The sequence below is a fragment of the Oxynema mangrovii CENA135 genome (genome assembly GCF_016632315.1).
GTDB lineage: Bacteria > Cyanobacteriota > Cyanobacteriia > Cyanobacteriales > Laspinemataceae > Oxynema > Oxynema aestuarii.
Window position 1 is genome coordinate 151,484 of the sequence record NZ_JAEOXH010000003.1, and the last position, 22,416, is coordinate 173,899.

Annotated in this window: 14 protein-coding genes; 3 read left to right on the forward strand and 11 right to left on the reverse strand. The window is 53.6% G+C overall.

The window, feature by feature from the left end; translation table 11 throughout:
* Positions 1 to 48 precede the first annotated feature (48 nt).
* Positions 49 to 1,395: a histidine phosphatase family protein gene (locus tag JJD41_RS20485; protein ID WP_200669383.1), complete on the reverse strand. Its 1,347-nt coding sequence runs from the start codon at positions 1,393 to 1,395 to the stop codon at positions 49 to 51.
* 95 nt (positions 1,396 to 1,490) lie between these two features.
* Here JJD41_RS20485 and JJD41_RS20490 point away from each other — a divergent pair, with 95 nt between their 5' ends.
* A complete protein-coding gene (locus JJD41_RS20490; RefSeq protein WP_370583909.1) occupies positions 1,491 to 3,302 on the forward strand; it encodes a CPBP family intramembrane glutamic endopeptidase in 1,812 nt (603 codons plus the stop codon).
* Between the two features lie 67 nt (positions 3,303 to 3,369).
* Here JJD41_RS20490 and JJD41_RS20495 read toward each other — a convergent pair whose 3' ends face one another.
* Positions 3,370 to 3,891, reverse strand: a complete 522-nt coding sequence (locus JJD41_RS20495) for a DUF4149 domain-containing protein (protein ID WP_200669384.1) — start codon at positions 3,889 to 3,891, stop codon at positions 3,370 to 3,372.
* 239 nt (positions 3,892 to 4,130) lie between these two features.
* Positions 4,131 to 4,622 carry a DUF427 domain-containing protein gene (locus JJD41_RS20500; protein ID WP_200669385.1) on the reverse strand — a complete coding sequence of 164 codons (492 nt, stop codon included), beginning with the start codon at positions 4,620 to 4,622 and terminating at the stop codon, positions 4,131 to 4,133.
* 284 nt (positions 4,623 to 4,906) lie between these two features.
* Between JJD41_RS20500 and JJD41_RS20505 the strand changes: the two genes are divergently transcribed.
* A complete protein-coding gene (locus tag JJD41_RS20505; protein ID WP_200669386.1) occupies positions 4,907 to 5,860 on the forward strand; it encodes an MDR/zinc-dependent alcohol dehydrogenase-like family protein in 954 nt (317 codons plus the stop codon).
* Positions 5,861 to 5,889: 29 nt separating this feature from the next.
* Here the strand turns inward: JJD41_RS20505 and JJD41_RS20510 are convergent, their stop codons facing one another.
* From JJD41_RS20510 to JJD41_RS20540, 7 genes are all read right to left on the reverse strand, one after another.
* Entirely contained in the window at positions 5,890 to 6,159 is a 270-nt protein-coding gene (locus JJD41_RS20510; protein ID WP_168569898.1) for a hypothetical protein, read from the reverse strand.
* Between the two features lie 234 nt (positions 6,160 to 6,393).
* Positions 6,394 to 7,044: a nucleoside triphosphate pyrophosphatase gene (locus JJD41_RS20515; RefSeq protein WP_200669387.1), complete on the reverse strand. Its 651-nt coding sequence runs from the start codon at positions 7,042 to 7,044 to the stop codon at positions 6,394 to 6,396.
* A 73-nt stretch (positions 7,045 to 7,117) separates the two neighbouring features.
* Positions 7,118 to 7,660 carry a photosystem II reaction center PsbP gene (psbP, locus tag JJD41_RS20520; RefSeq protein WP_200669388.1) on the reverse strand — a complete coding sequence of 181 codons (543 nt, stop codon included), beginning with the start codon at positions 7,658 to 7,660 and terminating at the stop codon, positions 7,118 to 7,120.
* Between the two features lie 214 nt (positions 7,661 to 7,874).
* Positions 7,875 to 8,651, reverse strand: a complete 777-nt coding sequence (gene larB, locus JJD41_RS20525) for a nickel pincer cofactor biosynthesis protein LarB (protein ID WP_200669389.1) — start codon at positions 8,649 to 8,651, stop codon at positions 7,875 to 7,877.
* Positions 8,652 to 8,906: 255 nt separating this feature from the next.
* On the reverse strand, positions 8,907 to 10,724 hold the full coding sequence (locus JJD41_RS20530) for an ABC transporter substrate-binding protein (protein WP_200670214.1): 1,818 nt from the start codon (positions 10,722 to 10,724) through the stop codon (positions 8,907 to 8,909).
* Between the two features lie 73 nt (positions 10,725 to 10,797).
* On the reverse strand, positions 10,798 to 11,280 hold the full coding sequence (ispF, locus tag JJD41_RS20535; protein ID WP_168569903.1) for a 2-C-methyl-D-erythritol 2,4-cyclodiphosphate synthase: 483 nt from the start codon (positions 11,278 to 11,280) through the stop codon (positions 10,798 to 10,800).
* A 133-nt stretch (positions 11,281 to 11,413) separates the two neighbouring features.
* Entirely contained in the window at positions 11,414 to 12,046 is a 633-nt protein-coding gene (locus JJD41_RS20540) for a DUF1517 domain-containing protein (protein ID WP_234489031.1), read from the reverse strand.
* Positions 12,047 to 12,769: 723 nt separating this feature from the next.
* Between JJD41_RS20540 and JJD41_RS20545 the strand changes: the two genes are divergently transcribed.
* Positions 12,770 to 16,927, forward strand: coding sequence for an MHYT domain-containing protein (locus JJD41_RS20545; protein ID WP_200669391.1), 4,158 nt, complete (start codon positions 12,770 to 12,772; stop codon positions 16,925 to 16,927).
* An 86-nt stretch (positions 16,928 to 17,013) separates the two neighbouring features.
* Here the strand turns inward: JJD41_RS20545 and JJD41_RS20550 are convergent, their stop codons facing one another.
* Positions 17,014 to 22,197, reverse strand: coding sequence for a PAS domain S-box protein (locus JJD41_RS20550; protein WP_234489032.1), 5,184 nt, complete (start codon positions 22,195 to 22,197; stop codon positions 17,014 to 17,016).
* Positions 22,198 to 22,416: the final 219 nt, after the last annotated feature.

A 22,416-nucleotide genomic window follows, 5' to 3' on the forward strand; every position in this document is an offset into this window, starting at 1 on the left:
GTGCGGTTGGAATAGGGAACACAAGGCGGAAGAGGGGTTCGGAGGCGGCTACAGCGCCCCGGCGGCGGTCTTATCTAACACCCCACTGCCGAAATGACTGGTGATATTACTCGCCTCCAAGACGGGGGGACCGTCGGCCCCTTTGGGATAGTCGATCGCCGTAATCGCGCCATTCCCTTGTTTGAAATTCCAGAAATGTTCCGGTCCGAGTCCGAACAAGTGACAGAGAATCGCTTTATTAATCGCGTCGTGACCGACCACCAAGGTCGTGGTATTCGGTTCGGCGGCTTCGACGACTTCTCGCCAGGCGGCGATCGCGCGACGCCACACATCTTGCAAGTTCTCCCCTTCAGGCATTTGCACCGTTTCCGGGGACTGCTGCCACTGGGTCAACATTCCGGGAAATTCTTGCTCGATTTCGGCCTCAAATTTGCCTTCCCACAAGCCGTGACTGATTTCGCGCAAGCCGTCGTGTAGTTTGAGTTCGATCTGGGGATGATATTGCAAGATAATTTCGGCAGTTTCTTTCGGTCGCAACATCGAACTGCTGACCGCCGCATCGATCTCGACCTCTTTGAGAAAGTCTGCCGCTTTCTGGGCTTGAGCTTTCCCGTTTTCGTTGAGGGGAACGTCGATCTGTCCTTGAAACTGCCCGTTGCGATTCCATTCCGTTTCGCCGTGACGGACTAACAAGAGGCGCGGTCCGCGATGTCCGGGACGCGGGTTCGGAAATTTCTCGCCGACGTGATGGGTGAGGTTCATCGATTCGAGTTGAACGGTATCGCCCAAACCTCCGGCAAAGTTCAAGACGCTGACGCCACAGTTGGACTGCTGGATGGAGTGATAGGCGCTGGCGTCGATCCCGAGGGCGGTACTGAGTAAGCAACGGTTAATCCCGTTATGGGCGACGACGAGAACGGTTCCGTCGCGGTGTCGGTTTAATAAGTCTTCCCAGAAGGCTTTCGCTTGTTCGCGCAAGGCGAGGACGGGGAAATGTTCGCGGGTTTCGCCGTCGGTCTCCACGATCATTTTGAGTTCGTGGGGGCGCTGTTTCCAGCAGCGATAGTCTTCGGCAAATTGGGTTTGTACTTCGTCGCGCAGCATTCCTTCCCATAAGGGGAGGTCGATTTCGCGCAAATTTTCGACAAACTGCACGGGAATGGCTTTCGAGTCGCGTTTGGCGAGTTCGGCGGCGATAATTTCTGCGGTTTGGCGGGCGCGTTGAAGCGGACTGCTATATATGGCGTCGAAGCTAATTCCGTCGAGAACTGTGGCAACTTGACGCGCCGTGGTCTGTCCGACCTCGGTGAGGGTGGAGTGGTCCAGGCGTCCTTGGATGCGATGCTCGATGTTGTAGGTACTTTGGCCGTGGCGGACGAGTATGACGCGGGTCATTGCCGTTTGTGGTTCCTCCATTTAACGAGTAGGGCGGGGAATCGGCGATCGCCAATTCCGGCGACAGCAAAGGTCAGGAGAATTTTACCTTGTCGGTGGCACGGGCTTACGATGTTTCTGGCGATCGCAACCGGGCGATCGCTAGAGGCGAAAGGGTTAGGCAGTCTGATATAGTTCTCTATTGGCGATCGCCATTGGCGGCCAAGGGACGAGTGCGAGCTATTTTGCACAATACAAGAGCGATCGCTTCTCCATTCCCCACTGCCGATTTCCCCTTCCCGATCTTAGTTAACCCCGAACTGCTTATGACGTTGACGATTGTCAAGCGCTTGGTCTTGAGTTTTCTCACTGTGGTCGCTTTGTTTCTGGTGAGTGTGTCCCTGGTGGAAAGCTGGAATCAACCCCAAATTCAAAGTCGTTTGGAGTTGTATCAAACCAATTTATTACTTCATGCCGCCCAGGTGCAGCTTGGGGAAGAACAACCGGGAATGGCGGGAACTGAGACGTTAATCGGGGCCACTCCCTACGAAACGGCGTTAAAACAATATCGAGACGCCCTCGAATCGGTTGAGGACAATCTCGATCGCGCCCAGCAGCAGTTAGAGGAAGCTGTCGTCGTCAATCCTTCCGTACCGCAAACCGTGCCGCAAACCCCGACCCCGCCTTTGGTAGACCCATCGGGGGTTTCGCCACAAACCTCGAAGTTAACCCAGACGATCGCCAAATTGGAGACGTTACGCAACGAGTTGACCCTCAAAATTGGCATCCTTGAGGCTCACACGTCCCAGGTGGCCGCCGGGCGATCGCGTTGGCAGCAGTTGGGCGATCGCCCCTCGGTGGCAAACAATGCAAGTTTTTTAAAAACACTCCAAGCGGTTACCGGAATTTGGAGCGACCCGCCGCGCCTGTCACCCAATACCGAAGCCATTGTTAACGAAAATTTAGACGGCTGGTTTCGCTATCGAGTCCTGCGCGAACTCTACCAACGGCAACAACGCCCGGATGCTTTAGCGACCTTGGAAGCGAAAGAAGCCGACATCGGACGGGATGCCCTGTTAAAACTAGCCCTCCTCACCGGATTGCCGGGATTGGGCTTTGTCTTGGGCTTAATTCTCTTGCTCTTTGTCGCCATCTCCCGCCTCGTCAAAGGTAAAGAAGCTCTCTTGGCCCGTCACGAAGACGAAGTCTGGCAAACTCCCTGGGATTGGGAAACGATTTGGCAAGTCTTGATTCTCGGCTTCTTCTTCGTCGGTCAAATCCTGGTTCCGGTGATTCTCTCCCTCGGTACCAGCGCCCTCGGATGGCAGATGGGTAGTTTAAACGTCCGAACCCAAGCGCTTTACATTCTCGCCAGTTACATCATGCTCGCTGGCGGCGGTCTGTCGGTTCTCTATTTCTCGGTTCGCTCGTTTTTCCCCCTCCCCGAGGGCTGGTTCCGCTTTCGCTGGCGGGGGAATTGGATTTTATGGGGCGTCGGCGGTTATTTGACGGCGTTGCCTTTGGTGATCCTGGTTTCGGCCCTCAATCAGCAATTCTGGCAGGGACGCGGCGGCAGTAACCCCATTTTACCGATCGCCCTCGAAGGTCGCGACAGTTTCGCTTTATCGGTGTTTTTTCTGACTGCTTCCGTGGCGGCGCCGATGTTTGAAGAAATCATGTTTCGCGGTTTCTTACTCCCTTCCCTGACGCGATATTTCTCGGTTCCGAGCGCTATTATCTTCAGCAGTCTGTTATTTGCGATCGCCCACTTAAATTTATCGGAAGTTTTGCCCTTGGTTACCCTCGGCTTGGTCTTGGGAGTGGTTTACACGCGATCGCGCAATCTCCTCGCCCCGATGTTGTTACATTCTCTTTGGAATAGTGGAACTTTGGTCAGTCTATTTTTACTCGGCAGTGGGGCGAGTTGATCGATAAATAAATAAAAACCCCCACCATCGTGAGGGTTTTTTCTCAATTTAATTCTGCGCACAAAACTTATTGCACCAGCAATTCGTCTTCTTTGGTTTTGCGATACAACCAACTGAGTAAAAAGCCGCCACATCCGAGTTTGACTAATTCGAGGAACCAATAACTTTCGTGCATCCCATCCATAATCGCGGGAACGGAAACCTCGCGATCGAGCCAGTTGAGTTGAATCCCTAACGCGCTCATTTGCGGTGTCAGCGCATAGGTCTGCGCCAGGACGATGCCGAGTAAAATGACCGATAAAATAACTTCCGTTTTGCCCCAATTTCTTTCGCTGCGGTGGCGGTAAACCATCGTCAGCAACCCGGTCAACACCACTGCCGCACAGAGTAATTCAATGCGGTTGAAGGTTCCGAACATCACGTATCCGGCAGAAGCAAACCCAGATTCTACGGTCATTCCAGCCGCGTACATCGTCGGCATCACGACCAAATCGACTACGGCGATCGCACTGAGCCAAAACCCCAAGGCGAACATCGCGATAATATGCCATGCGGGTTTTCTAACTTCAATCGTAGGAATAATTGCCATAAGAATTGCCTCTAAAATCTATCTCTTATTTCTTAGATTATCGAAACTCTTTAGCAATAACCATGAATTATCCTTGAGAAATGATACAGAATGTATCAAATTCGAGGGTAATCTTCCTTCGATTCATTAATTTTTGTGAAGGACGGGCGATCGATGTCAAATTCGTTAAAACTTATCCGCAATTCGCATAAAAATGGCTTCGGGGATGGCGTGTTTGCGATCGCCGCCCCTCCTAAAATTTACCATCCCATCGTTCCCGGACCCCCTTTGAACGGACCGACAATGTTTTTAGTGACCCAACCGCCATAGTAATCCCCCGCTTGAGGTTGCACTAATTCATCGCCGACATAACAACTCATCGGTTGTGCGTAGAAACTAATGTAATTTTGAATGGCTTCAAATCCGGGAGTGACTTGATCGTAAGACCAAGCGGCGATCGCCGATTCCACGCCTTCCATTTTTAAAGAAAAATAGCGACACCATCCTTTAAATTCACACCAGGTTTTACGTCCTGTCTCTTGTAAATATTCCAAGTTTACATCTTCTGGAGGAAAATAATAAACGGGAGGATGGCTCGTTTCTAAAACTCGATAGCTGCGATCGGTTTCGGCGATCGTAATTCCATTTAAAACAACTTTTAAAGTTTCGCTGACGGGTTCGATACGCGGGGGACGCGGGTAATCCCATACTGACTCTTGACCGGGACCCGGGGGAATCCGTTGAGGTCGCATTGTACTCTAAGCTCCTCGATTCAAATGATTTAGATTATTGGGTATTGTAACTTAATTGGTTTGAATTCGCAGAGTTTGACCAATTTATCTGATGAATCGATAAGATATCGAGAAATCGCCGAGGCGTTCCACAAACCGATCCGGTGATTTTTGCACCCAAGCGAATAACGGTGGGAGGAAAAATCTACTCGCTCCTAATTGATAATTTAAAATACTCTAAAATCTTTGGAAGGCGAAGAGACCCAGGGTTAAACTAAGAAAAGTTGTCCGTAATTTATTTAACAATGAAAGCAGTTTGGCTGGAAAATCAAAAATTAGAATTAAAAACCGATCTTCCCCTACCGGAATTACAAGCGGGAGAAGCACGAGTTAAAGTATTGCGCGCCGGAATTTGCAATACGGATTTAGAATTATTGCGCGGTTACTATCCTTATCGAGGGGTGTTGGGTCACGAGTTCGTGGGGGTGGTCGAAAACGGTCCAGAAAATTTAGTCAATCGCCGCGTTGTTGGCGAAATTAATGCAGCGTGTCGGGACTGTCGTTTCTGTCGTCAGGGGGTGCCGACTCATTGCGAAAATCGCACGGTTTTGGGCATTGTCAATCGCAATGGCGCTTTTGCTCAATATCTGTCCCTACCGATTGAAAACTTGCATCTAATTCCGGATAATGTTGATACAGATGTTGCTACGTTTACCGAACCCGTAGCGGCGGCGTTAGAGATTCAAAAACAGGTGAAAATTGGGCCGAACGATCGCGTGTTGGTGGTCGGAGACGGGAAGTTGGGGCAGTTGGTGGCGCAAACTCTGGCGTTGAGTGGTTGCGAGTTGGTGGCGATCGGGCGCCACCGGGAAAAGCTGGATTTATTGGCGGCGCGGGGGATTCAAACGGGATTTGAGGAGGCGGCGATCGCCCGCAGTTTCGATGTTTCCGTGGAATGTACGGGGAATCCGCAGGGATTCGAGGTCGCCCGTCGTGCATTGCGTCCGCGCGGGACGTTGGTGTTAAAAAGCACCTATGCGGGGCGGTTGGAGATCGATGCGTCGGCGATCGTGGTTGACGAACTTACCCTGGTCGGGTCGCGTTGCGGTCCGTTTCCGGAGGCGATCGCGGTTTTGGCGGGCGATCGCATCGATGTCAAACCGTTAATTCAAGCCCATTATCCCCTAGATGAGGCGATCGCCGCGTTCGATCGCGCCCAAACCCGAGGGGTTCTGAAAGTGTTACTCGATATTGATTAACTCACTATTGAATAACTCACTTAGTATTTTTAATGCTCTCGATAGTCCATACAGCCGATCGCCTCTTCCGTCATGGCAACTTTCGGTCTGACCGGACATTTCAGGCGATGGTCGTTGGTGAAAAAGACGCACCCGGTGCAGGGAATTTGGTGCATTCGCTTCGCTTGGCTGACTCCACTGGCGATCGCACTTCCCACACTCCACGCGACGAGTAACGTCAATCCCCACGCCAAACAAAAGCAAAGAGGAATTAAAAAAGGTTGGATGACTTCCACAAAGGGATGAAGTAATCGAAACACGGCTCGATCCTCGGAGAATAGTAGCAAGTTTTTTTACTATTACCACAGGGGTGAAACTCAAGAAAGACCAAAAACGCCAGCGCCTCTGTTGGGGAATCGTCGAGAAGATCTGACTAAACGGAAGGGCGATCGATCGCCTGTCACCGAGCAGAACATCGAACCGATCGCCCCGTCAGTCCGATCGGTTGTCCGAGGGAGATCCCGGGGCGATCGTCCGATGGTAAAAGTGAGAACTTAATGGGGGAGCGACCAAAAATCGGTCACGTCATAGCCGAGATCGTCGATCGCTTGACGCAATAAAGGCAGACTCAAACCGATGACGTTAGTGTGACATCCTTCGAGTTTTTCGACAAACAGACCGCCGCGACCGTCGATCGCAAAACACCCCGCACAACGTAGGGGTTCCCCGGTGGCGACGTAAGCTTCGATCTGGCGATCGCCGATATTGGCAAAATAAACCCGGGTAATTGCCGTCCGCACGATCGCCCGATCTTGTGCTAAATCCAACAAAGCGTGACCTGTATACAAGTCGCCGAACGAACCGCGCATTTTCTGCCAACGGGCGATCGCCTCTTGGGGATCTTCCGGTTTTCCGTGAATTTCCCCATCGAGAACCAACACCGAATCGCAACCTAAAATTAACAACGGCGATCGCTTCGGCGTCTCCTCCGTCAATGCGCCCGTTGTCGGAGTCGGACTGAACTTTTCGATCACCGCTTTCGCCTTACACTCGGCGAGGGTTTTGACCAGTTCGTCCGGATCGCTCAACTGTACCTGAGACTCGTCAAAGTCGCTACGACAAACGATCGGCTCGATTCCAGCACTTTCGAGTAACCGCAGGCGCGCCGGAGATGTGGAAGCTAGGACAAATGCAGGAATGACCATATCAAATGAATCGGTTGTACAGACCCCAAGGCGATCTGTCCGCCCTGGGTTTTCCTCAAGGGAAGGCGATCGCTTAATAAACAGAAAAGGAATTGACCACCGCTTCAAACAAATCTTTTACCTTCTTCCAGCGTGATTGAGTGGTGGACACATTCAAGGTAAACAGCTTACCGCGAGAAATCGCAACACTGGCGAGATTGTGCCGTTCGCGATCGGGGAATTTCACCCGATATTCCAATAAATAATACGTTTTCGAGCCTTTTTCCTTCATTTGCGCGTCGATTAACTCCGCCGTCCGTCCCGAATCCGGGGGGGCGATCGCCGATTTCGAGAGCTTGTAACCCACCTCCGTCGGCGTTCCCAACTCTTCTAACGATTTGTTGTTGGGAACTTCGCTAATCACGACGCTGACGTTTTCACTTTGTTCGATTAAATCGTGAAACACTACATCCGGGCCGCCGTTCACCTTCACCTGTTCCCAACCGTTGGGATAGAGAAATTCATAACCCTTGGTGGTATTGGCATAACTTTTGAGGGCGCCGACCACCGAAGTCGAACAACTGGTCAGCGCCAGAGTGAGTACCACTAAGAAAACGGCTGCAATTCGTTTAAACATGAGTATGATTCCTAGGCAACAGTACCGGAATAGCGTTCGATGCGAGCAGCAGCGCGATCGCTCCCGGTACAGTTATTGTCACATCTTGGCGACCCTTATGGTTTTGGCAGAGGCAAAGGGGGGTTTGGATTTGAGATTTTCGATTTGAGCGCTTAAAGGGAGAGGGTTGGAGAAGCCTCGACATCGGCGCGATCGCCGCTAACCGCTTGTCCCCCTACCCCTTCCCCGCCAACCGCAGACCCGTCCTCAAAATTTGTCCGGCTAAAATAGCGGCGCCAAAGCCATTGTCGATATTGACGACACCGACCCCGGCGGCGCAAGAATTGAGCATGGTTAATAAAGGGGCCAAACCGTTGAAACTGGCGCCGTAACCGACACTGGTGGGCACGGCGATCGTCGGACAACTGACCAATCCGGCGACGACACTGGGTAAGGCGCCTTCCATTCCCGCCACCACGATCGCCACGTCACAGGCGGCGATCGCCTCGCGATGGGCCAGCAAGCGATGGATCCCCGCCACGCCGATATCCCAAAAACGACAAACATCAAAACCGCATAACTGCGCCGTCACCGCCGCCTCCTCCGCCACCGGGAGATCCGCAGTTCCCGCACAAATCACCCCCATTTTACCGGGATAGGTCGGTTCGACGGCGGGCAGTCCCAAGGTACAAATCCGCGCTTCTCGATAATAAAATAAACCCTTGACGCGCTCTTGTAAGCGATCGTAAACCTCCGGCGCGATGCGAGTCGCCATGACCACCGGATTGCGCTGACGCATGACTTCCATAATTTCGGCAATTTGATCCGGGGTTTTACCCGGCCCCCAAATCACCTCGGGAAACCCAGTTCTCAAATTGCGGTGATGGTCGATGTGAGCAAAGCCACCCACGGGCTCGAATGCCAAATGTTTCAACTCTTCTAATGCTTTTTCAGGGGGCAAATTTCCCGACGCTACCGCTTCTAAGAGGGACTGTAAAGCTTCCGGTTTCATTGAATAATTTTAGATTTTAGATGATTAGATTGTAGGTATTAGATGGTGGAGTCAAAGAAGTGTACCCAGGAGATGGCAACTTCTTCAAGTCCCCCTTTTCAAGGGGGATTTAGGGGGATCTCCCCCCAAGCCTACGGATCGCTGGATTGAAACCTATCTTTTCAATCCAATCCACCTCAAGTGAGTCAATCAAATTCAGCGTCAGCGCCGATCTTTTGGGATAGCGATCGCAACTGTCGGTCTTGATGTTGTCCTCTATTCCTCGGTAGACTCTTCTATTTTTAACTCGTACAAATTCCAAAACGCGCCACCGAGGGCGGAATATTCAATCCCTTTGACGCGATCGCGTACCGCCGCCAAAGAGAGGGGATTGACTAAATGAATCACGGGTAAATATTCCTGAGTCAATCGCTGAGTTTCGGCGTAAATTTCTTTTCGCTTCGCTTCGTCCAACTCTTGGGCGCCTTTAATATAAAGATCGCCGATTTTACGTTCCCAGTCCGCCACTTCCCAACCGATTAAAGGGGTTTGTCCCGGTTGTCGTTTTTGGTTGAAAATGTGCAAGCGTCCTTCCGGTAGCCAGAAATTAGCGCCGCCATTGGGTTCGACGCCACCTGTAAAGCCAATTAAATGACAGTCCCAATCGAGAGAGTCCGATAACTTGGCGACGAGGGCGTTAAAGGAAATCGGCTGGAAATCGACCTGAATCCCGATTTTACTCAAATCTTGCTTAATTTGTGCCCCCATTGCTTCGCGGGTTTTATTTCCGGCGTTCGTAATCAGGGTGAAGCGAACGCGATTCCCTTCGGCGTCGAGTAATTCGTCGCGATCGTTATACTGAAAGCCGGAACCTAATAGTAATTCTTTAGCTTTGTCCGGATTGAAATCATACGTTTTTAGTCCTTCTTCCGGAGAGAGATAGTAAGGACTTTGGACGGAAATCGGGGAATGTTGCGGTTTTCCTAATCCTCTAAAAGTATTGTCGATCGTGGTTTGGCGATCGATCGCGTAGGCGATCGCCTGTCGAAATTCGACTTTTTGAAACCAGCGCGATTTCATCGGTTCGACCACGGGGGTTCCGTCGGGATTGCGCCCTTTATTGAGGTTGAAGGCGATAAATGTCGTTCCCGACGCCGGACCGCCATTGTAAATGGTAAAGTTTTCCCGTTCTTCTCGCGGTTTTAAGAAGGAAAAATTTTCTGGAGAAACACCAATTGAGTCGGACGTTCCGGAAATGAATTTTAATAAAGAAGTATCCGTCGATTCGACAATTTGCCAGACAATCCGTTCGATATAAGGTTGGGAATTGCCTTCGGCATCTTTTCGCCAATAGTAGGGATTGCGACGGTAAATAACTTGTTCGCTGGTTAAATAACTTTCGAGTTGATACGGACCGTTGACGATAATGTTTTCTGGTGGGGTATCGATCCCCCAGGTGGAGAGGAAAAGTGGGTTACCTTCGGCGTCAGTTTGTTCGATGGTGGGACGTAAAATATGGGCGGGTAAAATCTCCGTTCCCATCGTGCGTAAAAAGGGGGCGAAGGGTTCGGGTAAGGTAAATTCGATGCGGCGATCGTCGATCGCGCGGACTTTGGGTAACGCCCCACTTTCCCCAATTCTCAAGACGTCGCGGGTACTGGTGGGGACTTTTTCGTTAAAGTAAACTTCGTTAAAACTAAAAACTACATCGTCGGAGGTCAGAGGTTCGCCGTCGGACCATTGCAATCCTTCGCGCAAGGTGAAAACATAACGTAGTTTGTCCTCGGCAATTTCCCACGATTCGGCGAGTCCGGGTTCGACTTCGGCGGTGATTCCGTTGGTGGTGGTCAATCCTTCAAAAGTCAAACTGAAGATATTAGGAACTTCCGTACTTAAGGCGGGGTTAAAGGTTTTTGGATCGCTGAGAATCGTCCAGACTAATTGATTGACTTCAGCCGCATCGGTTTTGAAACGCGCCGGATTGCAAGCGGCTAAACTAAAACTTAAGAGAAACGCCAAGCCAAGGGATAGAATCCGGCGGGGCGATCGCCCTAAGTTGATAACTGTTTGGATCGTGACGATCGGTGTGAACATACGGCTGAATTTCGATCGGTTGTAGGGGAGAAATCGGCGATCGCCTGTGGCGGAATGCACGGAAAAACGGGAATTACGATCGCCGTTCGAGTAAGGCGACCGCATAGGCGGCGATTCCTTCTTCGCGACCGACCGGACCGAGTTTTTCGTTGGTGGTCGCTTTGACGCCAATTTGCTCGGAATCGACGCCGAGGACGTTGGCGAGGCGATCGCGCATGGCGGCGATATGGGGTTTGAGTTTGGGCCGTTCGGCGACGACGACTGAATCGATATTGCCCACTTTCCAGCCGCGATCGCCGATCAGTGCGTTCACCTGGGCGAGTAGCTTCAAACTGTCCGCCCCGGCCCATTGCGGGTCACTGGGAGGGAAATAAAGCCCGATATCTCCCAAACTCAACGCCCCTAACATGGCATCCATAATCGCATGGGTCAATACGTCGGCGTCGCTGTGACCGAGTAATCCTAACTCGTGTTCGATTTTAACGCCTCCGAGGATCAACGGGCGATCGCCCGTCAGGCGGTGGATGTCGTAGCCATTCCCGATTCGGATGTTCATTCGTGGGGTTGCTGCTTGCCAAGTCAATCTCGATCGTTTAGCTTATCCCATCGACGACCCCGATTTTTATCCGATTTGCGGATATAGCCTTTCCGAGATCGAGTCCAGCGACGATCCCCGCCAACTGCACTTTTTAACTAATGGGAATGGTCTGTCCGTAGTGTTCGTGCATTTGGGCTTCGCTGAGGGTATCGGTTTCGATTTGTGGGGTCCACAATAACTCGAAAACGAGCAAATATTCCTCGGAAATCTCCGTGAGGATTTCGATCGCCCGATGGAGTTGGTCTCGCGAATTGAGGCGATCGAATAAAGGGCGATCGTGGGCGGTTCCGACCAGCAAAGTAACGACAATATACGCCGGATCTCCGGGATTGGGATAGGGTAAAGCACTCGGTTCGTTAATTTTTCCTTCGACGTTGGTTAGGGTTTCGGCGCTGAATTTTTGCCGTTCTTTCCAGGAAATTTGTTGAAATTCGGCGTCAGCGCGATCGCGGCTTGGGAAGGTTTGCGAATAACCTAAAACATGAGTCCACGACGGGGAATGATTTAATAGCGATCGCGCCGAATTTTGCAAAATTTGTAACAATCCTTTGGGCGTCGTCGTATCCGCTTCGCGACTCATTGCCGACAGTTCCGAAGGAATGGAACAATCTTGAGCGCGCAATCCAACTTGCACGACGCTGAGGGTGACAATATCATTTTCGAGTTCGGTATTTTGAATCATTGTTTTGATGGAAATTACAAAAAATTGACGGTCTAGGGTCATTGTAAAATCTATCCCACTTAACCCGGATCGGTCATTTCGCGATCGGGTCGTTTGAAGGCGATCTCATTGACCCTTTCGTTAAGCTTCGATCTGAATAACTTTTACCCCATCGACGCATCCATCGGTCGCACTCAACCCCCGGGTTTCGATCGCGATCGACTTTTCTGTCTTTAGAAAGAAGATTTCGCCGAGGGGGAATGCTAAATTCAAAATAAGGGGCATTCGCGCGTTGCTAGTGAGTCGATCCAGGTCGGTCTTCCTCTGGATGACCCTGTTGATTCTGTGGCGTGTGACGACACCAAGCTAAGGGGTTGTCGTCTTTGTCGCGTTCGCAAAGCATCGACCGAAGAGAATCGCGCAGACGCTAAACTCGTCATTTCCTTGGGTGCGGAAATTGGCGATCGATCGCGTCGGTAGAGCGGTAGGGAAAGCAGGGGAAACTTCGCGATCGTCACGACAAGTTTAAGACAATTTTAGAACTTAAACTTTACAACTTAAAGAAGATCGTTAAAGAACTGTTCTCAAGGGCGGGAGTACAGTCGTGTTTTTGTGGATTTTGTACGTCTGTGTCGATGACGGATCTAGCCTGTCGCGCGCGAGTTTAAGCCCTACACACTCTCTAGAAATCTCGGCGATCGCCATCTTTCTTTTAACTTTCAACGTCGGAAAAATATTCCCTTGTAAAATCTAAAATCTAAAATCTAAAATCTAAAATCTAAGCATATGTCTGCAAGCTGGCAATTTTTATTAAACATTCCCGTTGAAGCCCGAGCGATCGCCTATTATGACTGGCGTCTGGTTGTCGTTTCGATCGTCGTGGGGATGTTGGCATCGTATACGGCGATCGAACTGAGTCGTAAAGGTCACTACGAACATCGCCTCGAAGGGTGGGTCTGGGTCGTACTCAGCGCGATCGCGATGGGGGTGGGGATTTGGTCGATGCATTTTGTGGGGATGTTGGCGCTCAAATTGCCGTTTTTGTTAAATTACGATATCCCCACCGTCGTCGGTTCCCTGGTGGTGACGGCGATCGCCTGTGGCGCGGGGTTGGTGTTGGTCAACCGATCGCCGTGTGGTTTTAAAGAGTTACTGTTAGCGGGAAGCATTCTCGGAGAGGCGATCGCCTCGATGCACTATCTGGGAATGTGGGCGCTGCAATTACCGAATCATATCGACTACGATCCCTTATTCGTGGGATTGTCGATCGCCGTGGCGATCGGCGGTTCGGAAGTCGCCCTCTGGTTGGCATTTCCCATCGGTTCCGGGCGATCGCAACCGTTGAGCAAACTCGGCGGCGCGACGATCTTGGGTTTGACCATTAGCGGGATGCACTATACCAGTATGGCGGCGGTGCGCTTTCGCTGGCCCACGGATCCGGTCGCCCTCGCGACGGATTACACCCTCGATCGCGAAGATTTGGCGATCGCGATCGCGATTACCACATTGGCTATTTTAGGCTTAACGAGCCTCAATTCCGTGGTCGATCGCCATTTAGCCACCCAGCAAGAAACCCTCGATCGTCTGCGAACCTTTATCCGAGAAATGCAAGTCGGCGTTTTGTTATTGACGCCGGATTTAAAAATTGTGCTGTCTAACCCCGCCGCCGCGCAATTGTTGGGTGTCACCGTCGAAGAACTGCAAAAAGAGGCGATCTTTGAGGAAACCTGGGCGATCGTGCGCGAAGATCGCACCCCGTTCCCGAAAGCCGAACGTCCGGTGCAACAGGCGATCGCCACCGGGTCTCCGGTGCATAATGTAGTGATGGGAATTCAGAGGCGTTCGCGCGCCACCGAGACCGCCGAGGAGGCGATCGCCCCCGTGAAACGCTGGTTGTTGGTCAATGTCAATCCGATCGCCAATGACGAGGGGGTGGTAGAACAGGCGATCTGCAGTTTTATCGATATCAGCGATCGCAAACATGCGGAAGCGGAATTATCGCAAACCCAGAATTTTCTCAATTCCGTGGTCGAAAACTTACCCGTCGGCGTGTTTATCAAAGAGGCGGCGAATCTGACGATCGTTTCCTGGAATAAAACCAGCGAACAACTGTTCGGTTACCCGGCGATCGCGGCGATCGGCAAAACGGACGCCGACTTATTCCCCCCCACTCAAGCAGATTGTCTCGGCGCGATCGATCGCCAAGTGCTCGATAACGCCGAGGCGATCGAAATTGCCGCCCAATCTTTAGAAACGCCCCATCGCGGAACCCGCCTGCTACAAACCACCAAAGTCCCCATTTTCAACGAATCCGGTCAACCCGAGTACGTTCTCGGGATCGCCCAAGATATTACCAGCGCCCAACAAGCGCGCGAAGAACTGCTCAAGCAAAATCAGCGATCGCAACTGTTCGCCGAATTGACGATTAAAATTCGCCAGTCCCTCGATATCGGCGAAATCCTCAAAACCACCGTCGAAGAAGTCCGCCAATTTCTCGACACCGATCGCGTCATTATTTATCGTTTGTGGCCCGACGGGTCGGGAACGATCGTCACCGAAGCCGTCATTTCCGACACGATCCCGATTTTAGGTCAGGAATTCGACGATCCCTGTTTTAAAAACAAATATACGGAAAAATATCGCTCCGGACGGGTGACGGCGATCGCCGATATCGAAAATGCCAACTTGCAAGACTGTCATATCCACCTGCTCAAAAGTTGCGGCGTCAAAGCGAATTTAGTCGTCCCCTTACTCGAACGCGAAAAACTCTGGGGTTTGCTGATCGCCCACCAATGCAGCCACACCCGACAGTGGACCCCGTGGGAAATCGAGCTGTTAGAACAGTTGGCCAATCAGGTGAGCATCGCTTTAGCACAAGCGCAATTACTCGAACAAGAAACTCGCACGTCCGAACAACTCGCCCAACAAAATATCGTCCTCGACAAAACCAAACGGGCCGCAGAAGCTGCCAATCGCGCCAAAAGTCAGTTTCTCGCCAGCATGAGTCACGAAATCCGCACGCCGATGAACGGAGTGGTCGGGATGGCCCGCTTGATGTTGCAAACCAACCTGACTCCCCAACAGCGCGAATACGCTCAAACCATTTGCACCAGCGCCGAACACTTGTTAGCGATCATTAACGATTTGCTGGAGTTCTCCAAACTCGAAGCTAAAGAAATGAAGCTCAACACGATCGGTTTTGACCTGCAAGAGTGTATGGAAGCGGTGGTCGATCTGATGGTGACTGCGGCCCAAGAAAAGGGATTGAATCTCACTTTGTTGATTCACAGTCAAGTCCCGCAATTTTTAATCGGCGATCCGGCTCGTTTGCGCCAAATTCTGCTCAACTTACTCAACAATGCCATTAAATTTACCGATCGCGGCGAAGTGATTTTACAAGCGGTTTTGGAATCCGAAACGCCCCAAAAAGCGCGGATTCGCCTGTCGGTGAGCGATACGGGCATCGGCATCGTCCCGGAAGAAGCGCACAAGTTGTTTCAGTCGTTTTCTCAACTCGATGCTTCTTCAACCCGCAAGTATGGCGGGACTGGATTGGGTTTGGCGATTTGCAAGCAGTTGGTGGAACTGATGGGCGGCGAAATCGGCGTGGAGAGTGACTGGGGCAAGGGATCGACGTTTTGGGTGAGTATTCCCTTTATCAAACAAGTGAGTGTAGAAAGTGAGCCGTTGCCGCCGGAGGTGAAACGGGCGAGGTTACTGGTAGTGAGCCACCGGGAGATCCAGCGCCAATCGGTGCGCTACATGGCCGAACGCTGGGGGATGGAGAGTGACGAAGCCCGCGACGGAGCCAGCGCCTTAGAGAAAGTGAGAGGGGCAGTGGCGGACGATCGCCCTTACAATCCGATCGCGATCGAATTGGAATTGTTCGGTCCCGAACTTCAGGAAGCCTTGCCAAAGGCGGCCCAGGAGGCGAAAATTTTGTTGATGACGCCTTTAAATCGCCGTTCTCAAGCTCAAGCGTTAGTGGCGATCGGCGCCTGTCACGGGTACGCGATCGAACCGATGCGTCCGTCTCGTTTGTTGGAACGGGCGATCGCCCTGTTAGGATCCCCGGAAACGCAAGGGGCGATCGCCCAATCGGGCCTTCATACTTTACCAGCAAAGCGCACGAGCGACCTTCCCCCGTCGAACTTCAAAATTTTAGTCGCCGAAGACCACAAAATTAACCAACAGGTGATCTCTTCCCAACTCGACGTCCTCGGTCATCGCGCCGACTTCGCCGACAACGGCGCCGAAGCCTTAACTCGGTTGACCGAGAAAGACTACGATCTGGTCTTGATGGACTGTCAAATGCCCATCAAAGACGGTTACGAAGCTACCCAGGAACTTCGCCGCCAGGAAGGGAATCGCCGTCATACCATTGTCGTCGCTTTAACCGCTCATGCCATGCCCGAAGACCGCCAAAAGTGTTTGGCGGCGGGGATGGACGACTATATCAGCAAACCTGTCAATTTGGAACGCTTACAAGCCGTGTTAGAACGCTGGAAACCCGAACCCGCTCAAGATTCTCCCGCCTGCGAACCCCAACCCGTCGGCGACGTGTCCCCCCCAAGTTCTCCGGAATCGGCGAACTGTATGGATCTCAAACGCCTCGAACAGGTTTCCCGGGGTAAATTGGCGTTAAAACAACGGTTACTCGAAACCTTTCTCGACGCCAGTGATGCGGATTTAGCCGCCACCCGGGAAGCGTTGGATCGGGCCGACGCCCAAGGGGTGGAAAGTCACATTCACCGCGTTAAAGGGGCAGGTCGCAACATCGGCGCGCGATCGTTGGCGGATATCGCCGCTCAAGTCGAAAATTTAGCCCGCAACGGCGAATTAGACTCAATTCCCGACGTCCTCCCCCGCCTCGATCGCGAATTGGAGCGAGTCCGCCAGTTCCTGCACGAACAGCTCTTGCCCTCTCCCACCAGCGAAGCATAGAGTATGCCGCTCCTGCCTGCCCTCTCGGGAGGAGCGACATCGAATCCATCGATCCATTGCTCAATCGAACTCAGTTCCTGCCCGTGTCAACTTTCCAAGTCCCAGGGCAACTCTAAGGTAAAACAGGTGACCCTCGAAGCACTTTCGACGGCGATCGCCCCGCCGAGGTGGGTGGCGAGTTTCTGGACTAATGCCAGTCCCAAACCCGTTCCGCCTTGTTTCCAAGGATCGGCGCTGGGAACCCGGTAAAACTTCTCGAAGATATGACCGATCTCGTTGGCGGGAATCTCGACTCCGGTATTGATGACTTGTAATTGCAGGCGATCGCCCGCATCGCACGCTACCAGACGGATACTTTCCCCGGGAGGCGTATACTTACAGGCGTTGTTGAGTAACTCGCTGACGATCCGCTCGAAACCGGATACATCCGTGGTCAGGGTCGGTAAATTGTCCGCCAGTTCCAAGGCGATCGTTTGTTGGCGATTGCGGGCGCGTTCGTGGAAGCCGTGCAAGAGTTGGGGCAACCATTCGCCGAGGTCTACGGGGGTAAACTCCTTCGCCAGACCGGAATCGAGCCGTTGTAAGTCAAGTAAGTCGTTAATCAGGCTGATTTCGCGATGGCATTCGTCATCGAGGATTTGGAAATAGCGCGACAGTTTGGCCGCGATCGCCTCTTGTTTCTGCAGATCGTTCGTGAGATTCGGATCGTACTGTTTGTAACCGATTTTCAACATCTGGATCGCCATTTTCATGTTAGCCATCGGCGTTCGCAGTTCGTGAGAAACCGTGCTGAGAAATTCATCTTTGAGACGGTTGACCTTTTCGAGTTCGCGCACTTGAGCGAGGGAGGCTTCGTAAAGTCGGGCTTGACGCAGGGCGATCGCGCAGTGAGCGGCGACCTGTTGCAAGAGGCGAATCTCGATGTCGCTCCACGTTCGCACTTGGGAGTGCAAGACGCTCAAATGGCCGATGGTGCCGCGATCGTCGAAAATCGGCACTAAAATGCGCGCTTGCAAGATCCGGTCTAAATCGGGACAGGCTAAATCGCCCAAAGTTTGGGGGTCGATTAACGGGACTCGTCCGCGATCGTAGGATAAGAAATACTCCCCGCGCCAGAGTCGCTCGTAAATCTGGCGCGCGTCGGCAATTTTGAGGACTTGTCCCAAACCCGAGCCGACATCGTCCGTACTGTATTCGTAACAGATGGTTGCGGTGGTGCGATCGCCGTCGTACAACGCCGCACAACAGTAATCGATCTCTAACACTTGGGCGATTTCGCGGACGGCGGTTTGCAAAATTTGCCCTTCGTCCAAACTTTCGCCGACTTTTTGGGTAATGCGCCGCACGACGTGCGCGAATTCTAGGGATTGCTGTAACTCGGCGGTGCGCTTGCGAACTTGAATTTCTAAATCGCTGCCGATTTGGCGGACCGTTTCGTATAACTCCGATTGTTCGATCGCGATTCCCAATTGAGTCGCCAACTGTTGCAGCAAGTCGATTTCCTGGGGCAACCACTGGCGCGGTTGGCTGCAGTGATGGGCGACGAGTAAACCCCACAAATGGCGCTTCGGGGTTTCGCGACTCGGATCGCCGGAAGGATGACCCTGACCGAGGCTTTTCACGATCGGGACCACGAGGTTCGCTTTGACTTGGAACTCGGAGAGTAAGGTTTTGTGACATTGGCTCAACTTCGAGCGCTCCAGATCGGCGATCGCGCCGATACGCCCGTCGAGATAACTCTCGACGAAGCGATCGTTAAAGCAAGTATCTTTAATTTCCATCCCCAAGAGGGGCAACCAACCGGGTTCGACGGACTCGACCACGATTTGACCGTTCCAATCCGGTTTAAACTGATAAATCAAGACGCGATCGGCCTGTAAAAACGGGCGCACTTCATCGACGGTGGTTTGCAGAATATCGTCGAGGTCGAGAGACTGGCGAATCCGGTTTTGAATTTTCACCATCAAGCGTTCGCGGCGAATTTGGCGCGCCAGGGCCATTTCCGCTTGTTTGCGATCGCTGATATCGGCGATCGTCAGTAAAATTCCCGCTTTGCTGTCCCCCGGTTGTCCCGCATTCGCCGAAACGATCGTCCAGCGATCGCCGCCGTCGGCTTGACGGAAGCGAAAATCCTGTTGCTGGGTGAGACCTTGGCGGACTTGTTCTAAAAATAGCTGCGCCCAAGGGCGATGCTTCGGGTCTACAAACGACAGCCACGGTTTGCCGATCGCCTGTTCGACGCGCACGCCGAGCATCCGGGCGAGTTGGCGATTGACAAAGGTGGTGTTCCCTTCGGCGTCGAGACTCCAGACCCCCTCGGTCATGGTTTCGACGATGCGGCGGTAACGTTGTTCGCTCTCGCGCAGGGCTTCTTGGGCGCGACGGTTGGCGGTGATGTCTTGGAAGTAAACCGAGAGGCCCTCTCGGGCGGGATAAGCGTGAATGGCGAGCCAGCGATTGTCTTCGGGATAGAAGGCTTCAAAGGCGATCGAGACTTGTTCGGCGATCGCCCGTCGGTATTCGGACTCGAACGCGAGGGCGATCGCCTCGGGAAAGGCATCCCAGAACGATCGTCCGATCGCCTCCCCTTCGCGGTCGGTCAACAGGCTTTCGGCGGTGCGGTTGATATAAGTCAGGCAAAAGTCAGCATCGAGGGCGACGAAGCCATCGGCAATGCTTTCGAGAATGGCGATCGTCTGTTCGTGAGACTCGCGCAAGCGGGCGTCGGCTTCGACGCGATAGGTAATATCGCTTTGAATGCCGATAAAATGGGTGACCTCCCCGGCTTCGTTGCGAATCGGCGAAATCGACAGTTCGTTCCAAAACATGCTGCCGTCTTTGCGGTAATTGCGCAAGATGCCGTGACAGTTCTGACCTCCGGCGATCGCCCAGCGCACGGTTTCCAAGCTGCTCTGGTCGCGATCGCCCCCTTGTAAAAAGCGGCAGTTGCGACCGATCGCCTCCCGGGCCGAGTACCCGGAAATTTGCTCGAAACTGGGATTGACATAGACGATCGGATTGTCTCGCGATCGAACGTCCGTAATCACGATCCCGTTGGCGCATTCGGCGATCGCCCGTTGCATGATGTACGCCCTGGCGTCGCTGCGTTCCCGGTCGATCGCCGCCGCGAGAATATTGCAGATCGCCTCTAAAAAATGCAAGTCGTCCGCGCTGAACGCCCGTAATTTGCGACTGTGAACCCCCAAAATTCCGACAAATGGCACCTCGGAGACTAACGCCAATTCCGGATTCGTACCCGATGGCGGCGTCCGATGGGGAGGGTGGCCGATAATGGCGGTCATGCCGGAGATGACCCCGTGTTCGTGCAGCAGGGGCATTCCCTCAAATCGGGTTTCGGTTCTCAGGTCTTCGACGATCGCGCTTTCGCCCTGTCTGAGGGTATACCCGGCTTGGGACCGTTCGCTCGCTTCGACCCGCGCCCGACCGACAATCCCACTTTTCCAGCCGACTCCCGCCCGCACGAGGAAGGTGGGGGGGGCGTCGCGATCGTCTCCAGGGTCGGGAAGCAGTTCTAAAATCTTGCAGTATTCCACCGCGAGGGTGTCGGCGACCAGTTGCACCGCGTCTTGCATCAGCACGGCGCTGGGAATCCCTTTGAGAGCGCGCTCGCCGAGTTGGGCGACGGCTTGCTGCTGGCGGGCGCGCGATCGCACTTCGGCGACGGCTTTCGTCCGGGAACTAATATCGCGCACGAACACTTGAATGGCGCTTCGTCCGTCGTAGGCGATCGGCATGGCGGTCACTTCCACGTCGATCGTCTCGCCGTCGAGGCGGAGAAATTGTTCTTCCACGGTCGGGGTCGGGTGTCCGACCGTGACATTCTCGATCCGTTGGCGCACGAGTTCTCGATACGGCGGCGCTACGAAGTCGAACACCGAACGCCCTTCGAGGTCCCCCGTAACGGCAGCCCCCAACAAGCGGGCGGCGGCGGCGTTGCTCCAGACAATCTGACCGTGGTGGTGAATCAGGATCGCTTCAAAGGAGAGTTCGAGTAACTCCCGATAGCGCCGTTCGCTGTTTTCGAGAGCCTCTTGGGTGGCTTCGCACTCCCTCGATTGCGGGCAAGGGGCGGTGTCGCTGGCGCTGGGGTCGTCTCGTTCCCAGAGTCCGGCGATCGCCTCGGCGAGCCATTCGAGGGGTTGGATCTGTTCGGGAGACCAATAGCGGGAACGGCGATCGTCGTAGAGGCAGATCCGCCCTTCGGGTAAGGTTCTCGGCGACTGTTCTGGGGCGGGACGAATGGGAATGCACAGGAGGGCGCGAACTCCGGCTTCGTCGAGGGAGCGGTCCGACTCGTTTGCGAAGCGGCTCCTGACTCCTTTGGAGTCGCTTCGCGAACGGAGCATCGCCCCGGCGGGGAGGGCCTGACAATCGGCGATCGCCACGACCCCGGCTCCCGTGAGCGGCGGGATGGCGTCGAGCAGCACGGTCCATTCGTCCCGTTCGGCGAAACAGTCGGGTACTCGTCCCCAAGAGCCTTCGAGGCGCACCGCGCGAGGAATCTCCGGATCGCCGCCAACGCGCCATCGGGCGATCGTCGCCCCGGTCAGGTCTAAGGCTTTGCCGATCTCGGCCAAGCAGTGATTCCAGTCGATCCGTCCGGCAGCGATCGCCCGCCACATCGGTGTGATGGCCTCCTGGAGGCTGACCCGGGGCTGCGGCTCGTTCCTCGGCGGTTGGGCGCTCCGACGGCAGGAGAGTCGCACCCGGCGATCGCCGATCTGGCGGGCGATCGTCGCTTCGACCCAAATCGCGGCACCGTCTCGGGCGATCAATCGGAAGGGGGGGATCGTCATGGGGGTGGGGACGAGGTTTCCGTTGCGATCGCCCAGGGCCGGGGCTGAGGTCTGCAACACGAACGGGCGATCGCGCCCATCGACGTACTCGATCCAGGGCGTACCGATTAAGCTTGACTCGGCGTAGCCCAGGATGGCAGCGATTCGCGGATCGACTGCCACAATTTGACCTGACGGTTCGAGGGTGAAGTCCATCGATTTACCTATGCGCTCGAGCGTGCAACATTTGACGCTTCCCTTGGGTTGAATCCAGCGCTCAAGGGAATCTGTCTCCCCCGCTCCGGGGGACGGGAATCCCTGGGATGACGAGTGGCGATCGCTCTGTGGCGCTCGTCGGGTTCTCGGATGCTGTAGGGAAATTTGCCCCTTCCAGCGCTGCGGTCGCGGTCTTTTGAGATAATACGGGCGATCGCGGCGACCGATCCCCTCGTTTGGTTCGCTGTTGCGTTTCATTGCTTGAGTTCTACCCCTGTGTCCGATCGATCTCAGGCTCAGATCCCGTGCCTGTTGCTATGCGAATCGCACCATCCCCCGCCGTCCGAGGGTACTTTTCTCGAACGTACTTTTGGTGACGGTTATTCATGGCGAGCGGGCGATCGGAACGGTTGCTCGGTTCTCAACAGCCCTCAGCCCAGGTCTGGCGTGCGATTTCCCCTGTAGTTCTCCCCTGCG